The organism is Amycolatopsis sp. NPDC006125, assembly GCF_040614195.1.
In the GTDB taxonomy this organism is placed as follows: domain Bacteria; phylum Actinomycetota; class Actinomycetes; order Mycobacteriales; family Pseudonocardiaceae; genus Amycolatopsis_E; species Amycolatopsis_E tucumanensis.
On sequence record NZ_JBEXTZ010000014.1, the window covers coordinates 21,850 to 42,563 of the forward strand.

Sequence of the window (20,714 nt, forward strand, 5' to 3'; positions counted from 1 at the left end):
GTGAGCAGTCCCACGGATGACTGGACCGAAGCCTTCGCGAACGCGATGATGGATTTCGCCGGGCAGGTCGACGCCTACATCGACGCCTGGGAGAAGTTCCTCGGGGTCACCCTCGTCCCGGTCAAGACCACCACGCTCATCCGCGGGTTGTTCGGCGAGTACCCGAAGGGCGACCCGGACAAGATCGTCGAGGTCGTCAAGTTCTGGGCGGACCAGCAGCAGGCGACCTACGACTTCCAGATCGACGCGTCGAAGCTCACCGAGCGGATCCAGCAGCAGTACCACGGAGCCGCGCCGGCCGAGTTCGGCATGATGATGTCGCAGTTCAACACCACGGTGCTGCAGCTGGCCGAGGGCAGCCGTCAGATGATGGAGGCCAGCCAGCAGTTCCTGCAGACCGTGGTGCTGACGAAGAACAGCTACCAGCTCAACCTGGCGATGATGGCGTTCGAGCTGGGGCGAGCGCTGTTCCAGGCGCTGGCGACGTGGGGCGTCTCGCTGATCGAGATCCCGATCATCATCACCACGGTGTCGATCACCCTCCGGCGCCTGATCATGGAGGCGCTGGACGCGATCCGCAACATCGCGATCCGGGTCGCCCTCCGCGAGTTCACCTGGGCGGGCGCCCGGAGTGCGGCGATCCACGGGCTGATCGAGGGGCTCGAGCGCCTGGGCAGCGGCCTCGTCCACCTCGGGGCGGCGGCGGGACGGCGCGGGCTGGAAATCGTCACCCATCTCCCGCAGAACCTCAGGTTCACCAACATCGCCGGACGCCAGGCCGCCCGCGAGGTCCAGCAGAAGATCATCCGCCAGGCGCTGGAGAACGCGGCCGGCCGCCAGCTCGGTTTCCAGGAGCTCCGGCAGCTCGGCGGCGGCGCGGTGCAGCGGGAGATCGCCATCCAGCTCGGCCGCGGGTTCCGCGGCGAGGCGATCGCGGCGGGCGCCCGGGTGCCTGCCGCGATGCGCGGCGTGATCGACGACGCCGTCCGGCACACGCTCCGGGTCGAGGGCCTGACGGCCAGGCGGGTCGTCGGCGGCCGGGTGGTCGGTTACGGCCTGCGCAGCGCGGCGATCTACGGCGTCATCCCCGATGTGGTCGGGCAAGCCAAGACTTACTTCCAGCTGAAGGAGTACGGCAAGTTCGACAACGGCAAGCCGGTCAGCGGCGACTTCTCGTACAACGGCATGAGCACCCTGGGGGCGTTCGCCGGTGCCGCTCTCGGTGGTGCGCCACTGGGCCTGTCGACGAAACTGCCCGGCTACCTGGCCGCCGGCGCCCTCGGCGGGGCGGCCGGCCAGTTCGGCTCCGTGGCGTTCACCAACCCGGAAGCCTTCAAGGGGTTCGGCAAGAGCCTCGTGGAGTTCGCGAAGACCGGCGAGTGGAACGAATACGGGGTCGACAGCAAAGGGGACGTGGTGCCCGTCGGCGCGCAGCGCGGTGGCGCCGACAACCCGCTCGGCTGGGAGGCGATCAAACAGGCCGCGTGGGGTGGTGCGGTCGGTGGCGCCTGGGAGAAGTACATCGGCGAGGCGAGCTGGAAGGAAGCGGGGCTCAACCTCCAGGTCCTCAACACGAGTTTCCAGCACCTGACGACCCCCGACTTCACCCGGTTCGTCGCGCCGTCCCCCACGGCGACACCGTCGACGGTCGGCGCCTGGGGCGGGTACAGCGATCCCGGTGGCGCGGGCTCGGCCGGGGGTTCTGGTGGTTCCGGTTCCGCGGGGTCGCAGGGCGGCGGGAACACGGGCGCACGCGGCGGCGACACCGGGACGCGTGCGCAGACGTCGGGCCAGAGCGGCGGCACCAACCGGGGAGATTCCGGCAGTGGTCCGGGACGGCAGACCGACGGCGGCAACACGGCGCAGCGTTCCGGCGGTGCGGGTGCCGATGGCGGGCAACGTTCCGCGGGCGCGGGTGCCGACGGCGGGCGACGTTCCGGAGGCGAGGGTGCCGATGGCGGGCAGCGTTCCGGCGAGGCAGACAGCGGCCGCACCGCCAGTACCGCTGCGGACAACGGTTCCCAGGCGCAGCAAGGACGGCAGGTCGCCGCGGGCGCGAGCCCCGGCACGACGGCGCCCGAAGGCGCTTCCGCCGCGAACGCCAACGGCGACGGCCGTCCGGCGGACGCCGGCAGCCAGGGCGCGGATGCCGGCGGGCGGTCCGCCGACACCGGTGACCAGGCTGCGAACGCCGGCGGCCGGGACGGTGGGTCCGCGGATGCCGGCGGCCAGGGTTCCGGTGGCCGGGACGGCGGGTCAGCCGACAGCGGCAGTCAGGGCGCGAACGCCGGTGGTGAGGGCAGCGGGCCCGCGGACGCCGGCCGCCAGGGCGCGGACACGGGCGGTCAGAACGACGGCCGGTCCGGCGACAGTCAGGGCGTGAACACCGGCGGCCAGGACGAAACCGGGCGCCAGGGCGACGACCGCACCGCTCCGGATCACGGCCGCACCACTGACGACCACCGCACGGCCGACGAGGAGGAGACCGGCCTCAAGGTCACCGACCGGCGCGGGGCTGGTGACCACGTCCCCGGTCTGGACGAGCAGCGCCACCGCACGCCGGACGACCAGATCCCGGACAGCGAACGCGAGCCCACCGGCCCCAAGACCAGCGACACCCGTGCGGCCCCGGACGAGGTTCCTGGCCTCGACGAGCACCGGACCCGGACGCCGGACGACCAGATCCCCGACAGCGAACGGGAACCGGCGGCCGGTCCCAGGACCACCGACCACCGGTCCGAAGCGGCGGGCGTCCAGCGCTTCGCGAGTCCGCAGACGCCGGAGTCCACCACGGAGTGGCCCGACGCCGCGAAGTCCGTCGTCGCCCGGTTCCTGGAGGGGTTCCGGCCCGACGGTCACATCGAGCTGGACAAGAACACCGGCGTGTTCACCCTCAGGTCGTCCGACGGCCAGGTCGTCCAGGTGCGGGTGGTGCTCGACAGCACCCTGCCCGCCGAGACGGTCGAGGTCCACGCGGGCCGGTTCGAGGGCGCCGTCCAGGTCGCTCCCGCGGTGCTCCACGTCTCTTCGCACGTCTCGCTCGACCGCGGGCAAGTGGTCAAGCGGCGGCTCATCCCGAAGTTCCGCCAGCCGCGCGAGTACGTCGAGGAGGTGTCGACCCTCGGCCGGAACGCCCACTTCGCGCTGAACCAGGCGATGGACCACCTGTTCGCGCAGTCGCCGGTGGTGCGGCCGGACTCGGTGTCCGCCGCGCACGGGCGGTCGGTTCCGCGCGGCGGTATGACCCGGCACCCCGAGGGGACGCACTGGCGCGCGCTGCCCCGCTCGCTGAGCGCCGGTGAGCCCCGGAGCGACGAGGTGACGACCGAGGACACCCTCGCCGGCGCGCTCCGCCACCGCCAGGAAAGCGCGTCCGTCCCCGGCTCCACCGCCTTGCCCGACCGCGGCCGCCTGCACGCCCTCACCGGGAACCCCGGCGAGGGCACCATGCTCGCCCACTTCGACGGCGGCACCCGCGTCGCGTTCGACGTCGGGCTGGACGGGCGTGTCCCGGCCGGCACGGTGCGTGTCGACCCCGGCTCCTGGCTGGTCGGCGCGGACGGCACGGCCCGGCAGGTGACCGAGGGGACCATCCTGATCGGCGAGGGCACCACGGCCGATCAGCTGGATTCCCTGCTGGACAACGGTTTGCGCACGCTCGCGCAGGGCGTGCCCGGGCTGGAGCAGCCGCACCAGGCGGTCGGCCTGCGGCAGATCCAGCAGGTGCCGACCGAACCGGTGCAGCGGACCGTGGGCACCCTGCGCTCGGAGACGGCCGACCACAGCGCCGAGGTCGGCAACCGCATCGAGGACTACCTCCGCGGCCTCGGGCAAGCCGCCGCACCGACCACGGTGCTGACCCCGACCGCGCCGTCCCTCGGTGACGCGATGCCGGTGCGGCTCGACGGCGACCAGCCCGTCCTGCCCGGCAGGGCGGAGATCGGCGCCCGCACCGCGCGGGTGTTCTACGACGACGTCAACCTCGACGTCGCTCCGGTGGTGGACTCCCAGTTGCCGCCAGGCACCTACGTCGTCGTCCCGCCGCGCGTGTCCGCCGAAGGCGTGCAGGTGAGCCCCGCGCAGATCCGCATCTCCGGCCAGGCCCCCGGCGACACCGCGCAGCAGCGGTTCGTGGTGAACATGCTGATGCGCCAGGCGCTCGGCACGTTGCACGGCATGGTGCGCGGCCTCGGCGACCTCTCCGACGGCTCCGTCGCCGCGCACATGGATCCCGCGCTACGGCCGGTGGCGCACGCGGTGGCGACCTCGGTGCGGGGTGCGCGGCTCGTGCCGGATCCGCTGGCGCCGGAACCCGGTCCCGGTGAGGCGGTGCGGTATTCGGTGCGGATGCCCGAGCCCGCGACGTTCGCGCACGACACCACGGCGGTGCTGCAAGCGCTTTCCGACACCGGGCTCCGCCTCGACACCACCCGGCTCGCGTGGGACGGCGACGATCCCGGGGTGACGACCGAGTGGACCCGCACCGAGTCGGGGGAGCGGATCGTCCTCCGGTTCGAGACGCCCGATTCCGTGGCCGCGCGCGCCCACCTCGCCCGGCTGGACGACGCCTCGCCGCAGCAGCGGCAGGAGATCCTGGGCGCCGCGATCGCGCCGCACGGCGTCGACGAGATCGCGCTTCCGCAGGGAGCGGGAACCCGGCCCAACGCCTGGGACTCGCCGGAGGTCATCGGACACCCGAAGCGCCCCGCGCTGGGCGACATCAACCTGTCTGCCGACGTCCGCGACCGGCTCGCGGACGAACACGGCCCCACGGCGACCGATCCGCGCCGCCTGCGCATCGCGGCCGGCTGGTTCGACGAGGGCGCGGATCCGCGGACCGCGCTCGGCGCCCTCGCCAGGGACATCGCCCGGCGGCCGGACTGGGTGCAGTGGAACGCCGACAGGGACGTGTGGCTCGTGCGGGGCGAGCGGGACGGCGTCGTTCTCAACCTTCTCCTGAGCGAGCGGGGCGACATCCTGCGTGGCCAGCCCTCGCCCGGCCCCCACACCGAGGCGGGGCGCCCGGGGCCCGGCGACGCGGGCCGCTGGCTCTCGCCGCTGGTGGCGGCGGTCGGCGCAGCCGAGGGCGCCCTGCTCTTGCCGGAGGCGGCCGCGTCGCTGGCCGACCTGAGCGCGGGCCGTCCCGTCCGGTACCTGGTGCAGGTTGCCGAGGCCGGTGACAGCCGGACCGTGCTCGACTCTCTGCAGGACAACGGTTTCCGCCGCACGGGGATGACGGCGGACGGCCGGGTCGCGGTCACCCACCAGGACTCCGGTCAGGTCCTGCACCTGCGGTTCGAGGAGCCGGTGACCGCTTCCCTCGACCGGCGTGACACGGACGTGCCCGCGGTCGGCGAAGCGGTGCGGGCGGTGCCGGGCGCGGCGGTGACGACGGACGAGCCGCTGAGCTACACGATCACCCTCGCCGAGGACTCTTTCGCCGACGGGGCGCAAACGGTGATCGACGACCTCGCGCGGCGCGGGCTCACCCTGCGGGACGCCGACATCGCGTGGGGCCGCCGCGGTGACCACGGCTGGCGCACCACCTGGCGTACCCTGGGTGGCCGCTCGCTCACGATCCGCTTCACGACGCCCGAGGCGGTGGCGCACGCCGGGCGGGTGGCCGAGATCGACCGCCGGATCGCCGAACTCGGCCGCGCCGACGCCCTCCAGCGCCGGTGGCTCGCCGCGCGCAGGTTGGAGATCCTGCGGACCGCGCCGGTGCCCTCCGGCGCCGACCAGCTGCGTCTGCCGGAGAACCGGAGCGCCGGAGTCGTCGTGCACCAGAACCCCGGTCAGCCGGCGGTCGTCGTCCTCGACGGCGAGGGCAGGTCGGCACCGGACGAGCTGGCGCGGCGGGCCGCGGAACAGTTGCGTGCCGAGGACAGCCCGTGGTCCGGCGAGGACGTGCTCGTCACGGTCGCGGCCGACGTCCCGCGCGACGCGCTGACCGGCGACCCCCGGGTCTTCGCCCGCACGCTCGCCGACGAACTCGGCGCCGTGCTCGACGGGCCGGACGTGGCCGGCTCGCCGCGGATCCACGGGGTGACCCCCGAGGGCTGGTCCGACGTCGCCTATCCCGGAACGGTCTCCGTCGCGGACGACGTGGTCGCCGCCGTGGCGGCGGAAGTGGGTGATGACGCCGCGGACCGGGTGCGGGAGGCGCTGCTGTCGGTCGCCAGGGAGCCCGAAGAGATCCTCGCCACCGCCCGGGGTCTGTTCGGCGCCTTCGAGGTCCGGGGCGCCCACGACGGATTGCCGCTCACCGTCGTCGTCCGCGCCGACGGCTCGATCGAGTCCGCGCGGATGATCACCGCGGCGCAGGCGCCGTCGTCCGAACTGGCCGGTGTGCTGCGGTGGTCCGCCGGCCTGGACGGTCACGTCGTCCGCGCTGACGCCCTGCGCGATCTCGTCGGCTCGCTGGAGCCGGAGCAGCAGGTCGAAGTGCTGCGCGCCGGGATCACCGGGCATCAGCTGTTCGAGACCGGCCGTTACCAGCGTCACTGGGAGGGCAAGGGCTGGCCGTACACCGACTCGGCGCTGCTGCGGGTTGCCGAGAACGACGCGAAGGTCCTCAACGCTGCGGTCGCCGGACAGTCGTTGCCCGGGCTCGACGACCTGAACCACGTGGGGGGCAGGCAGGGGTCGTTGCGCGGCGGCGTGTTCGAAGGCCCCGACGGCCGCTGGTACGTGAAGGCGCCGGTCACCGTCGAACAGGCGGAGGTGGAGGTGCTCGCCGCATCCTTCTACCGCATGGTGGCGGACGAGGTGCGCACCGCGACCGGGATCGACGCCCCGGTGCCGGAGACCAGGCTCGTGCGACTGGACGGCCGCTTCGGGGAGAGCCGGCCCGTCGGTGTCGCGAGCCGCTGGGTGGACAACACCGGAGCGCTGACCGACTTCGCCGCCTTGGACGAGCAGCAGCAGCGGGTGTTCTGGGCGCTGTTCGGCGCGGATGCCTGGCTCGGCCACTCCGATCTGCGTGGCTTCGAGGGCAGCAACATCGTGATGACCGCGAAGGGGCCCATGCGGGTCGAGTTCGGCGGCACGATGACGCACGCCAACACCGGTGACCCGAAGAGCTCGATCGCCGGTCACCTCCCGTTCGGCGCAGTGGTGATCGAGGCGGAGCACCTCCGCTCGCCGGTGCGCAGCCCACAGACGGCCGAACTGTTCCGCGACATGCCCGCCGACCTGGAACGCGCCTCGGTGCGTGCGGTCACGTCGATCAGCGACGACGCGATCCGCCGGACCGTCCGTGGCATCATTTCGGACCCCGTCCTGGCCGGGCAGCTGGCCGAGATGGCGATCGCCCGCCGCGACGACCTCGCCGCCAGGTACCCGGACGGCACGACCGAGCCCGCGCGCGCCCCCGACACCGTGCGCGACGACCGGGAACCCGTCGACGTCGGTTTCCTGGAGCGCCTGGTCGTGGCCGAACGGGACGGTGGCGACTCAGCAGGGCCGATGCGCCAGTTCGCCGCCGGGAAGGTCGCCGCGTTCGCGGCCGCTCGCCTGGGCGTGCAGGGGCAGGTGACCCTCGTCCGGGTCGACGGTGAGCAGACCGGTGCGGTGCCCGCGCACTTCACGCTGCGGCGCGCCGACGGCACCGATGTCGCGGTGGTGCGGCTGCACGGCGACCTCGCGGCACTGCGTGCCGAGCTCGAAGTCGTGGGCCCCACCCTGCCGGTCGCACTCGTCGGGAAGGCGGCGCTGGGCGACGCCGTCGTCGGCATGGCCGTCGCGCCGCTCGTGGACGGCCGCACCGTGGCGGAGACGGTGGCCGCCTTCGCCGACGGCACCCGCCCGAACGGCTGGGACTCGCCCGAGGTGGCCAGGCATCCGCAGCGCCCTGACCTGTCCACGCTGCGCGTCGAGGAGGACCGGCGCCGACACATCTTCGAAGGCGACGAGACCGGCGGCGGGCACCGCTCTGGTCAGGGCGTGCCCAACAAGTCCGAGTTCCCGGCGCGGTGGGGCGAGGACCCGGCTGTCCTGGACATCATCCGGGCGATCGCCCGCCACCCCGACCGCGTCGAGTGGGACCCTGACCGGGGGCCGGCGTGGCGGCTCGAGGCCGAGCGGGACGGGGTGCTCGTCCGGGTCGTGGTGCTGCCGGGCGGGCAGATCAAGACCGCCTACCCGATCGACGGCCGCGGTGTCGTCAAGAACCCGGCGGGGCCGCCGCGGCACGCCACACCGGCCAGCATCCTGCCCAAGACGCTCGACAAGCTCCTGAAGCGGCGCGGGCCGGCGAGCCGGGCGCCGGGAGTGACCCTGTTCCCCGAGGCCTGGACCCGGGAACCGGGCGGTATCGAGGGCGTCCTGACGCGGATCACCGACGAGGCGCTCCTGGCGGGGAACTTCGAACCGGCGCCGGGATCGGACGACCGGGACGTCGTGCACGCGCACTACGCTGGCGTCGACGTCGAGATCTTCATCGACCAGCAGAACAGGATCCGCGACGCCGTGCCGGACGCCGACGCGCCGGGCGTCCGGACGAATCCGCCGAGGGGAGAGGGTGGAAGCGGTGGCGCTGTCCGAGGACGAGGTGGCCGCGCTGATGGCGAAGCTGCCGGAACGGCTGGCCGACCGGATTCCGCCGGACAGGCTGCGGACGGTGCGGCAGGACCGCGACGCGGGGGAGTGGCTGGAGACCGCACAGGTGCTGATCGGGACGCTGGCGCGGACGGACAGGCCGGTGTCGACCCGGGAACGGGCACAGCTGCGGGAACTGCTGCGGACGTTCGCGAAGCCGGGACAGCCGGAGTGGCTGGCGACGACGCTGGACGGGCTGCGCAGGGCGCTGACCGGGCTGCCCGAGGTGACCAGCCTGAGCGAGCCGCAGATCGCGGAGAAGGCGAAGACCCTACGGGCGACGTTCGGCGAGCGGATTCCGGAGACGGACCGCTGGGAACTGGAGGACGCCGAGGACGAACAGGACTGGGAGGACCTGACGCAGGCGACGGTACGGTTGCTGTCGCGGCACCGGATCCCGGTGACGGCGGCGGAACGCCGGACCCTGTGGCTGCTGCTGGACGCGATGGATCTGTCCCGGGAGGGACTGCTGGCGATCCCGGAGCGCTGATCGCGGACGCCCGTGCCGTCACCGACCTCGCCGACGGCACGCGGCAGGCGCTGGCCGACTTCGGCAAGTCCGGCGCCCAGGCGATCGCCGACGCGCTTGGCGTGCCGCTGTCCACAGTGGAGGCCCGGTTCGACGAGCTGGCGGCGACGGCGTTCGCACTGGGGGAGCAGGGCATCGCCCGCGCGTTCCCCGGAGATGACGCCGCTCGGGAGCGGCTGACACCGTACGTGACCGCGGCGAGCGTGTACGACGCGGAGGCCGGCCGCGTCGGTGTCCGGCTCGGCGTACCGGCGGCTGACGTGGTCACCGAACTCGCCCGGGGTGTCATCGCCTCGCTGAGACCGACGCCCCTGGCCGAGGAGGTCCGCGGTCTCGACTCCCGCGACCCGGCCGAGGTCCGGCGATTGACGGCCCGGCGCCGGGCGGCGGACCACCGTGTCGTGATGGCCTGGCTCGACAGTTTCGACGGTCCGCGGCGCGAGGTGTTCGCGGACGTGCGGGCCCGGGAAGGTCGAGTGCTCGGCGCCGCGCCCCAGCTCGGATTCCATGACCGGATCGACCACGTCGGCGAGGTGCTGTCGGCGGCGGACGGCAGACGCGCGATGCCCGAGCCGAACCTGGGTGCCGAGCAGCGCGCCGGGCGCGTGCTGCAGGTGGCGCTGCCGCGCTCCTCGTCGATCTTCGTGACGGCACCCGACCAGAACGGGATGGCCGATGCGGTCGAACGAGCGCTCGCCGGCGCCGGCGTGCACGCCGACCGCGAGGCCCATGGCGCGACCACGACCTGGACGCTGACGGACCGAGGCGTCTCGTGGCGGTTGGCGGTTCGCGTGGACCCGGACGCCACCGAGCCCGCGGTGACGGTGCCGCCGCCACGGTTCGATGGTGCGCGCTGGGTCCAGGACCCGGTGACGGTTGTGGTCCCTCAGGTGCCGGTGCATCCGATGTGGCAGGCCGAGGTGGCCGAAGCGCTGGTCCAGGCGCTCCTGACGCGGGTGCCTCCCGCCATCCGCGGGCTCGCTAAAGACGTGGCGTCCACCGGGTGGCCGGCGCTGGCCACCCGGGAGATCACCGCGCCCGAATCCGGCACGGCCGCGGCCGACCCGTCCGTGGTGCTGGCGGTCGACCCGGCACTGGTGTTCCACACCCTGGACGGCACCGTGGCACTCGACGTCGCCCCGGTGTTGCCCTGGCTGACCACGTCGGCCGACCCGGCGCTCGTGGCCGCCACCATCAACGGCACGCTGCACGACACCGGCGCCCGCGACGTCACCTTCGACGGCACCACGGTGTCCGGGGTCTTCGGGCCAGAGGGGTTCGGGTTCACCGTCCGGGTCGACCCCCGGGCAACCCACCCGTCCGTGACGCTGCCGGTCGTCCGGTTGCGCGTCGATCCAGCCGCGGACCCGGCGACCCGGCTGCGGGACGGCCGCTGGGAGCAGTCACACGCCGTCGAGATCGTGCTGCCGCCGGTTGCGGTGGATCCGGTCTCCCGGCACGCGATGGTGGTGTCCGCGCTGCGGGACGCGCAGTCCAAAGCCGGTCAGCCCGTGAAGCGGGTCATCGAGAACCTGCGGCAGGATGACCTGCCGTCCCTGACGGACCTTTCCTCGAACGCCCATTCCCGCGCCGCCGTGGCGGTCGAGCCGCCCCGGGGTGAGCAGACCGTCGTGACGCTGCCGGGACGCGAGCGGGACGTGCCGGTGCGGCTGGATGGCGAGTCGTGGCGCACCAGCACCACGGACGTGCACCGGATCGAGAGCACGCTCCTGGACATGCTCACCGGCGCGTACTGGGCCGGCGATGTCCGCCCCGACCCGGACGGTGACGGGACGACGTGGCTGCTCGTGGCTCGCGACGCCGGACCGGTGATCCGGTTCCGCGTGCGTGTCGATCCGGCCGCCACCGCTGCCCGGGTCGTGCAGCCGGGCCTGGAGCTTCGCGCCGACGTCACAGCCGCGGCGGAGGGCGGTTCGTGGGCGCGGCTGGCCGGCGGACGCTGGGTGCAGGACGGCGTCGCCGAGGTCGTGGTGCCCCCGATGCCCGTCGAACCGTCCTGGCAGCGCCGCGCGCTGGTCCCCGTCGCCGTCGCCCTGGGCGTCACCCTGCCGGAAGCCCTGCGCTCCTCCGTAGAGGACCTCCGGGGGCGGTGGGCGGTGACTCTGCCCGACCTCGCCCACCTCGCCACCGAACCTCTCGCCGGCACGGCGACGGTCGCGCCGCCGGCACCGGCCTCGACCGCTGTGCTGGCGACCGGGCCGTCGGAGATGGGGCTGCCGTCCTCCGCCGTGGATCCCACCGCTGATCCGGACGGGGTCGTCCGTGCCGTGCACGAGGCGTTCGCCGCCGCCGGCGTCGGCACATCTGTCGACGGTGTGGCGATCGGCATCGTGCGTGCCGACGGGTTGCGCTGGCAGTACCAGGTGCGTGTCGATCCGGACGCGTCCGCGCCGCGGGTGCGCGTCCCGGCCGTCGAACTGCACCTCGGCCACAGCTCGATGGCCGGCCACGGCCGTTCCGGCAGCCGCGTCGCGGACGGCCGCTGGATCCAAGCGGCCCCCGTGGAGCTCGTCGTGCCGCCGACGACGGACGCGGCGGCGCTCACCGAACTGGCCACTGCGACCGTCGAGCTGGTGAACGGCCACATCCGCGGCGACGTGCGGTTCCTGGACAGCGCGCTGACCGGGGAACCGCCACTCCCGCACCCCGGTGACCTCGTCCCGTCCCCGTACCCGGTCGTGACGTCCCCGACCGCGTTGCGCGCGGAAATCGGGGCCTTCGCCAAGCAGGGCAGTGAGGCGGTCGCCGAAGCCCTCGGGGTGACGGTGGCCGAGGTCGAGCGCCGCATCGACGAGAAGCTCGCGTCGGTCTTGGACCTCACGCCGCGCGGAATCGTCCGCGCGTTCGGCGGTGACCGGGCGGCCTGGGACCGCCTCACGCCGTACCTCGACTCGGCGGCGGTCTACGACTGGGCGTCGGGCCGGGTCGGCCTCGCGGCCGGCGCGGCGCTGGACGTCGTCGCGGCCGGCCTGGTGAAGGAAGTCGTCACCTCGTTCCGCGAATCCCCCGCCGAAGCCGCCCACGATTACGCCGGCTCCCCGGCCGACCTGCTGCTCGACCGTGAGATCGCCGACCACCAGGCGGTGCTGGCCTGGATCCGTTCCCTCGACGCACCGCTCAGCGCCGAGCTGGCGGAGGTGCGGACCTGGACGCCGGAGCTGCTGACGGAGGTCCTGCGATGGCGGTATCCGTCCACAGTGGACCACGTCGACCGGTTCACCACGGCGATCCGCGAGGGCAAGCCCGTGGTCGAGCCGAGCCTGGGCGGGGAACGCACGACGAGGCAGGCGCTCGCCGAAGCCGTCCACGATCGGCTGCCCGGCGCTGTCGCCGAAGTAGAGGCTCACCCGTCCGGCGTGACGATCCGGGTGTCGACGGCCGATCGTGACACCACCATCGTCGTCCGGGAGGGCTCCGGCAGGGTCGATCTCCCGGCGCTGCGGGCTCGGCTGGCCGACGCCGGGGCGGACCGCGGCGAGGTCGCACTGGAGCTGCCGCTGGCTCGGCTGGGAGACCTGGTCGTGCCGGTTCTCGGCGACATCGCCGCCACTCTCGCCGGCCCAGAGGCGTCAGCCGGGGAGTCCGGTGCCGCGGCGGCCACGGCCGCCGGCATCGCGGCCCAGGGCATCGGCCAGGCCGATCTCGAAGAGATCGTCCGTCGCGGGATTTCGCGCGCCGGGCTGTCCGAATACGTCCCGGACCTCGTCCTCATGCCCATCGCTCCGCATGGCGTCGCAGTGGCGGGAACGGACGCCGCGGGTCGGAGGTTCCGGTTGGTCATCACCGCCCCGTTCGGGAATGACCCGGCGCTGCGGCTGCACACGGGCGATCCCGCAGTCCACCGGCTCGAGCTGTCACCGTTGTTGCTGGCTCCGGGCAGGCGGGAGCGCGAGGTCGCGCTGGCCCTGCACGCGGTGGTCGCGTACCGGGCGCTGCTGACCGGCGAGGGTGGTTTTCCGGCACCGGGCGAGCGAGGCCCGCAAGTCCCCGCCGGGTGGATTTCCGCGTGGGATCTGGGGCAGGTTCTCGAGGAGGCGGCACAGAACATCGCGGCGGCGGCGCAGTTCTTCCGCACGGTCAAACAAATCGGGGGACGCCAGTCGCCGACCGACCGCTGGTCTGCGCGCTACCTCGCTCGCGCGATCGAGAACACGAGCTCGACGCTGATGGCGCCGACCCACGAGAAGGATCTCGTGAGCTTGACCGAGGAAGTCCAAAGCACGCACAGCAACATGGTGTTCCTCGACGAGTGGCTGCACCACGAGGAGCCGAACCTCGTCACACGGGCGCACCCGGCTCCGGCTTCGTCGTTGCTCGAGACCCTGCGCGGACAGCAGGCCTTCACCACCTGGATGCGCGAGATCGGCGGGCCCCTCGACCGCCGCTACCTGAGCCGGTTGCCGGCACGGGGCACGTTCGCGCAGGCGCACCTGGTCGCCGCGCTAGGACGGCACATCGGCCCCGAGGAGAACGCCCGTTGGATCCCGGCGGCGCAGAAGCTCCTGCCGGTGGGTCCGGGCACACCGTCCTACGAGGACGGTGTGTCGGTCGTTGACCTGGTGGACCTCGCCACTGCCGTGTACGGGCCCGGCGCCGAAGTGGCTCTCGTGTCCAGGATCCTGACTGCGGTCGACGACGCGTTGCGCGTGACGGGGTTGACGGATGCGGAGCGCGAGGCACTGACGGAAGTCGCGAAACGGGTGGAGCGGCTCGACGACGCGGTGCACGACGCCGAGCGTGGCCAGATCGATCCGGTCGCGAACGCGTTGTCGGACCTGCGCGAGAGTCTGCGGCACCTCGCCGTCTTCGGCATCGATGTCTCGTCGCCGACCTGGACCTCGCCGGCCGCGCACAGCACGGGCGCCGAAGTTTTCCTGCCTCCCGCGCCACCGAAGCCCGCCATGGGCGAGAACCTCATGGGCGGCGGTTCCGGTCAATGGGGCTCGGAGCGGCCCACTGTGTGGTCCCAGGGGTTCAAGGCACTCGGAAGGGCCATCGTGCTCGGCGGTCTGGCGCGGGGAATGCCTGCCGCCGCCGGGATGTTGCGTCACTACCTCGGCAACTCCGGGCAGGACTTCGTGGTCCAGCCCGATGTCCTGTTGCGCGAGATCCCTGGTTTGCGTGAGCGCGTGACGCAGCGCGTGCGGTTCGAGGCGCTCCGGCTCGCCCAGGCCGCCGAAGCGCGTGATGAGGGCGGGACGTACACGTTCTCGACGCGCTGGTGGCGCTACGAGCCTGGATCGACCGGAGCCAGCAATGACTGGTTCCACGCGGTCGGCACGTTCTACTACGCCGTCACCGGAGTCGTGACCGTCGGCCCGAGCCCCACGGGCGGACGCCCCCAGGTGCAGGTGGAGTACCAGGTCCACGTGTACGACCGGTACAGCTGGCACGCCGGACCGGGTCTCACCCTCACCAAGTTCAACATTCCGCCCGCGTTGTGGGGTCGCGTCGCAGGCACCAAACTGGGACGGCTGCTCGAACGAGCGAACGATCCTGGTCGCCTGTTCCAGGTCGGGCCCTTCCCGCAGGGGCTGGTCCACGTTCAAGACGAGGCGTGGCAAACCCTGCATCGCGCGGGCCTGGCGCGGGAGTTCGACATCGTCGGCTCGACGGGGCGAAAGGTCCACCACGGGACGATGGCGTCGCTGTACGACCTGGAGGTGTCTGCCGGACGCGTGCCCTCCCGCTGGGACCGCCTGCTGGACGGCGTGCTGCGCCCCGTCCTGCCCCATGCCCTCGAGCCGGAGAAGGTCGAGCAGGTCGCAGGCACGTGGATCCACTACGCCGCTTCCGAAGACGGAACCGCGGCCACGTGGATCCGGTTCGACGCGCCGTCGCGATCCGTGCTCGTCAGCCGTCCCGGTGACGACCCGGACGGCGAATGGACCGCACGGCTGCACTGGGACGAGGCAGAGCGAGCGTACGTCGGCGACGCCGGCCGGATCGAGCTGCTCCTCGACGGCACGCGGACGAACGGCCTCGACGGAGTGGCAGACACCTTGCGGGTCCGGTTCGCGGACGGGTTGCGGGGAACTCTCGCGTTCCAGGGCGTCCACACCCCTGATCAGCTCCGGGTGAACGGGCATCCGGCGCACTCGGGAATCGTCGGCGTGCGTGACGCCGTCACCGAAGACGTGGTCGCCCGGTACGAGATTCGCGAAGATTGGCGACGGCAGGAGCCGGTGCGCATCCCGGGGCGCGACGTCGCGCTGACGTCCGAGCTGCCCGGTGGCGCTCCCACCACCAGCGATGCCGGCGCCGTCGAAGCCACGGTCGCCGAGTTGTTCGGGGAGGGTGTGCCGGATGTCGAAAGCGCACGCCGGATCCCGGATCCCTCCGGTTCCGGTGTGCTCTGGCTCGTCCGGCTGACCGGCGGTTCCGAGTTCGCGCTGCGCGTCACGGCCGAGACAACGCAGACCGGCGCCTGGCTGCACGTCGCTCCGCTGAGCGTGTCCAAGCGGGTGGAGCAGCTCATTCCGATGGAACTCGCCGTTCCCGCACTCCCCGCCGACGGCGGCGCACGGCGCGCCGTGCTCGGGCGGATCCTGCAACAGGCGGTGGACTTGCTGCCGCAGGCCCTCGATTCGATGCTCGCGGCGGTCGCCGAAGCCAAGGGACCGGAGTTGGCGGAGCCCGGTGACCTCGTCCCGGAGGTGATCCGCGAACAAGACGGCGAGCGGACGGGCCTCCGCGAGTGGACGCTCCGGCAGTGGCGGCTCGACGAGATCTTGATCGGGCAGGCACGTGGGCGGAAGCAACCGCCGCAAGACCTCGAGATCGTCTACGCCGGGACCCGGCCGCGCACTCCGCTCTACGTCGCCACCACTGACCTGAGCCCGCGTGCACTGGACTCCCACCGAACTCTGCTGACCAAGTCCCCGCTCGTGTCGACCGCCGACCTCGCGAACGCTGTGGCGGTCGCGACGGCCGATGAGGTGGAGACGGTTTGGATCTACGAGCACCACGCCGGCGGGGGCGAGGCGGAAACCGATGACGCGACGGGGGAGACGCGCATCCGGCACGACCGGGTCCCGATCGAGGAGATCGCCGGCTGGTGGGAGATCACCCGGCGATCCGGCCGGTTCCTGGAACAGGTCACCTGGTACGAGAATCCCCGCTTCCGGGGGGTGCCCGGTCCCGCTGAAGCCGTGGTGGACACCCTCGACGACGGCGCCCGGCGAGACTTGTCCACGTTCGCGAAGCAGAACGTCGAGAAGCTGGCCGATGCACTGGGCATACCGGCCGAGGAGGTCGAGCGGCGGATCGACGAGAAGCTTGCTTCGTCGTTCGAGTTGAGCGAAAGCGGGTTGGCGGAAGCGTTCCCGGACGACAAGGCCGCACGGACCCGTCTGTCGCCCTACCTGGACTCGGCGGCGGTGTACGACTGGGGGACGGGCCGCGTCGGTCTGCGGCCGGGGACCCCGCTCGCCGTGATGGCGACGGGTCTGGTGAAGGAAGTCGTCACCTCGTTCCGGACGGTGCCGACGGCTCTGGACGGTTCACCCGCGGACGTGCTGATGCGGCGGGAGGTCCAGGATCACCTGGTCGTGCTGCGCTGGGTCAAGGCACTGAAGGGAGCGTTGCCGGACGAGCTGGCGGAGGTGCGGACCTGGACGCCGGAGCTGCTGACCGAGGTGCTGCAGTGGCGGTATCCGTCCACCGTCGACCATGTCGACCGGTTCACCACCGCGATCCGGAAAGGTTCTCCGGTCGTCGAGCCGAGTCTCGGACGGGATCGGAGCGTCGCGCAGGCTGTCGCCGCAGCCGTCACCGACGGCATGGCCGGCGTCCGCGCGCGCGTGTTCGATCTGGTGGACAAGCCGGCGGTCGGCCTGCTCCTCGACGTCGCGATGGGCGACGTGAGCTTCACCATGGTCGTGCGCGACGGAATCGCGGCCAGGCCATCCCGGTCTGCTGACGCGACGAACACCTTCGAGGCCTCGTTGCCGCTCGCGAAGCTCGGCGAGCTGTCGTCGCCGCTGTTGGGCGAGATGATCGCCGACCTCATGAAGATCGAGTTCGGGCAGGACCAGACGAGCGGCGCTCCGGTTGCCGCCGAGCGGACACGGGGAGCGGAACCGGGGCAGACCCGCGAGTCGTGGGACGGGGTGGTCCGGAGCGGCCTGGGCAAGGCTCGCCTCGACGGGTTCCTCCGCGGCGTCGAGATCGTGCACAGCCCGCCCACGGTCACGATCACCGGTGTCGACCGGGCCGGTCGTGAGTTCGCACTGCGGATCAGCTCGGAAGCGGAACTCGCTGAGCCGCGGTTGCGGTTGTCGACCGGCGACCCGTCGACCCACCTGCTCGACCTGCCGACCGCGATGGACCGTGCGGACCAGGAGCGGGCGATCGCGGACGCCTTGCGGGCGATGACCGCGTACCGGGCGCTGACCGCCGGGACCGAGGACATTCCGCCACCGGGACGGGACAGTGCGCGGGGCTGGATCGACAACGACGACTTCGAACAGCTTCTGCGGGACGTCGCGGATGCCGTCGAGCGGTCCTACGGCTACCTGGACCGGACCAGGGACCCGTCGGACGCGCTGCACATCTCCGAGCAGTACCGGACGCATTCGGGCGCGGTGGCGCTCGCGCGTGGCTGGCCCGAGCTGCACGGGCCGCGACGGTCCTTCGCGCCGGCCGAGGGAATCTCGGCCCTGCACGACAACATGGTGCGGGCCGCGGAGTGGTTCCTCCGCTACGCGCCGGAACTGACCGTGCGCGCGAACGCGTTCCCGGGCGTTTCGATGCTCGAGCACCTGCGCACCCAGCGCGCTCTGATGTCCTGGATGGACACGACCGGCGGTCCGCTCGACCGGCGGTTCCTGGACCGTGTTCCCGCTCGCGGCGAACTCGCGCGGCTGCACCTGGTTGCCGCACTGGGCAGGCACATCGGCCCCGAGCTGTCCGCCAAGTGGCACCTCGTCGCGATGCAGCTGTTGCCCACGGGAACGTCGGCTCCGGCGTTCCTCGACGGGGTTTCGCTGGGCGACCTCCTCGACATCACCGCTGCGGTGCATGGAGCGGGCGGGGGAACGGACCTGACGGGCAGGGTGCTCACCGCCGCCGCACGTGCGGCGGAGCAGCCCGGCCGCACCACCGAAGCGCGCGCGGCGCTGGACGCGGTCGTGGCGGACGCCCGTGCTCTCGACAATGCGCTCGCCGAGGCTGAGCCCGGCGAAATCGGCACGGTGGCCCATGCGCTCGCACGGCTGCGCGACAGCCTGCTCACGCTCGGGATGCACGGCGTGGACGTGTCGACCCCGGATTGGGGGGCACCGGCACAAGGGGACGGTAGTGCCGGCCCCGTCCTGCCCGGCCGCCCCGCCAAGCCCGCGCCGGGTGCCAACATGATGGGCGGCGGCTCGGGCCTTTGGAACAGTGAGACGCCGAGTCTTCGGGCGTACCGGACCAAGGCCCTCGGGTACGCCATCGTCCTTGGCGGGTTGCTGACCGGCAGGCCAGTCGCCGCGGGGATGATGCGTCACTTCCTCGGCAACACCGGCGAGGATTTCATCGTCGAGCCCGACCGTCTCCTCCGGGACATCCCGCAACTGCGCGAGAACGCGGCGGCCCAAGTGCGCTACGAGGCGCTCCGCCTCGCCCAGGCCGCGGAGGCACGAGGCGAGACAGGCAGGTTCACGTTCTCGTCGGGGTGGCAGCGGTTCGACACGGTCACCGTCGCGGAGCAGAGCCAGGACTGGTACCTGGGTGTCGGCACGTTCTACTACGCGGTGAGCGGGTCCGTCACCGTCGTGCCGGGTGCCGACGGTGCTCGCCCGGACGTCCGGGTTGACTACCAGGTGCACGTCTACGACCGGTACAACTGGCATCCGGGGCCGGGGCTTCCGGTCGGTCCGTTCGTGATCCCCGACGCCAGCTGGCAGGTCCTCCACCGCAGTGGTCTGGCCCGGGAGTTCGACATCGTCGGCTCCACCCCGCGGAAGGTCCACACGGGATCGATCGCGTCGCTGTACGACCTCGAGGTGCCCACGCCCGGAAAGCGCCTGTGGGAGCGGATGCTCGACGGCGCCACCACGCTCGCCGTGCACCACGTGCCTGAACCGGTGGCGGTGGACCGGTTGTCCGGGCGGTGGTTGTACTACTCGTCCCCTGGCCACGACGCCGGTGTCGTCTGGATTCAGCCGGATCCCACGACCGGGTCGCTCGTGGTCAGTGTGCCCGGGACCGAGGACGGCGCCCCCGGCTGGGACGCGCGGCTGACGTGGAACACCGCGGAGGGCGCCTACGTCGGTGATCACGGTCGAGTCGAGCTCTTGATCGACGGCGTGGGGACGGACGGGCGCTCCGGTGTCGCCGACGCGGTGCGCGTGACCCGTCCTGACGGCACGATCAACACCCTCGGGTTCCAGGGTCTCTACTCACCGGAGGCCGGCACCAGGAGCGAGCACCCGGTGCGGTCCGCCCTCGTCCCTGAGATGGGCAGGGCGGCCAGGACCGCGGTGATGCGGTTCGCGAGCAACGGCTCGGTGCGGCTGCCCGGGCGCGCTCTCGCGTTGTCGGAGGTCTGGCCGCGAGGCGAGAGCACCGCGGACCCGGCGGCGATCGACTCGACCCTCGCGGAGTTGTTCGCCGAGGGGGTGGCGGGCGTGGAGTCGGTGCGTACCGTGCCGGACCCCGGTGACGACGGCGTTCTCTGGCTCGTCACGACTACGGGCGGTCTCGAATTCGCGCTGCGGTTCCGGGCCGACGACCAGCTGACCGGGCCGTGGCTGCAGGTCGGCGCGCTCCGGGTCGGCGACCGGATCGAGCAGGAAGCACCGATCGAGGTCGTCACGCCGGGTGTGCCAGTCGACGGCGCCGCCCGGCGGATCGCATTGGAACTCGTGCTCCGCCAGGGGCTCGACATGGTGCCGCGCACCATCGACGCGATGACCGGTCCCGTCATCGCCGCGGTCCCCGAGCACCGCCGACCGGTTCCCGGCCGGCTCGTGCCGGACGAGATCGCCGGCGAGAGCCGCCGCGGGTCCCGAGCGCGGGTGTGGGAACTGAACCGCGCACTGGCCCAGCACGAACAAGGCGCGACGCGTGAGCGCGGTACCGTCGCTCCTCGCCCCGGCGATCCGTTGCCAGCCAACCTGCGGACGGTGCCGCTGAGCGATCCCGGTGGTGAGCCGGTCCCGGGCGCCCAGCGCACCCGGCTGCATCCCCAGGCTCCGGTCTATCACGTGAGTACGCTCAGCCCCGCCGAAGTGGCGGCCCGCGGTGGAATCACCGCTGTGAACCGCGGCCGGACGCCCACCGCCGCGGACGTCCGCGGGCTGGATGGCGGCGAGACGCCGTGGCACCTGGTCGTGTCCGGCGGCGACCTCGTGGCCGCGCTGCGGATCCTGGGTTCGCGAAGCGGGTGGATCTACGAACATCACGCTCCGGGTGGTCTCGACGTCGATGCCACCAACGCCCTCCAGGGGAACGAAGCGACGGAGCAGAACCTCGTTCTGCACTCCGGTGTTCCGCTGAGCGAGATCTCCGGCTGGTGGCAGGTCAGCCGGGACCTCGCGGACGAGATCGAATCCGTCACGTGGTTGCCGAACCCGGACTT

1 protein-coding gene (running past one end of the window) is annotated in these 20,714 nt (G+C 72.5%); it reads left to right on the forward strand.

The annotated features are described in order from the left end of the window. On the forward strand, positions 1-20,714 hold the 5' portion of the coding sequence (locus ABZ193_RS09960) for a hypothetical protein (protein WP_354709583.1). It continues 32,185 nt past the right edge of the window; 20,714 of the gene's 52,899 nt are visible here — the first part of the coding sequence; the start codon lies at positions 1-3; the stop codon falls past the right edge of the window.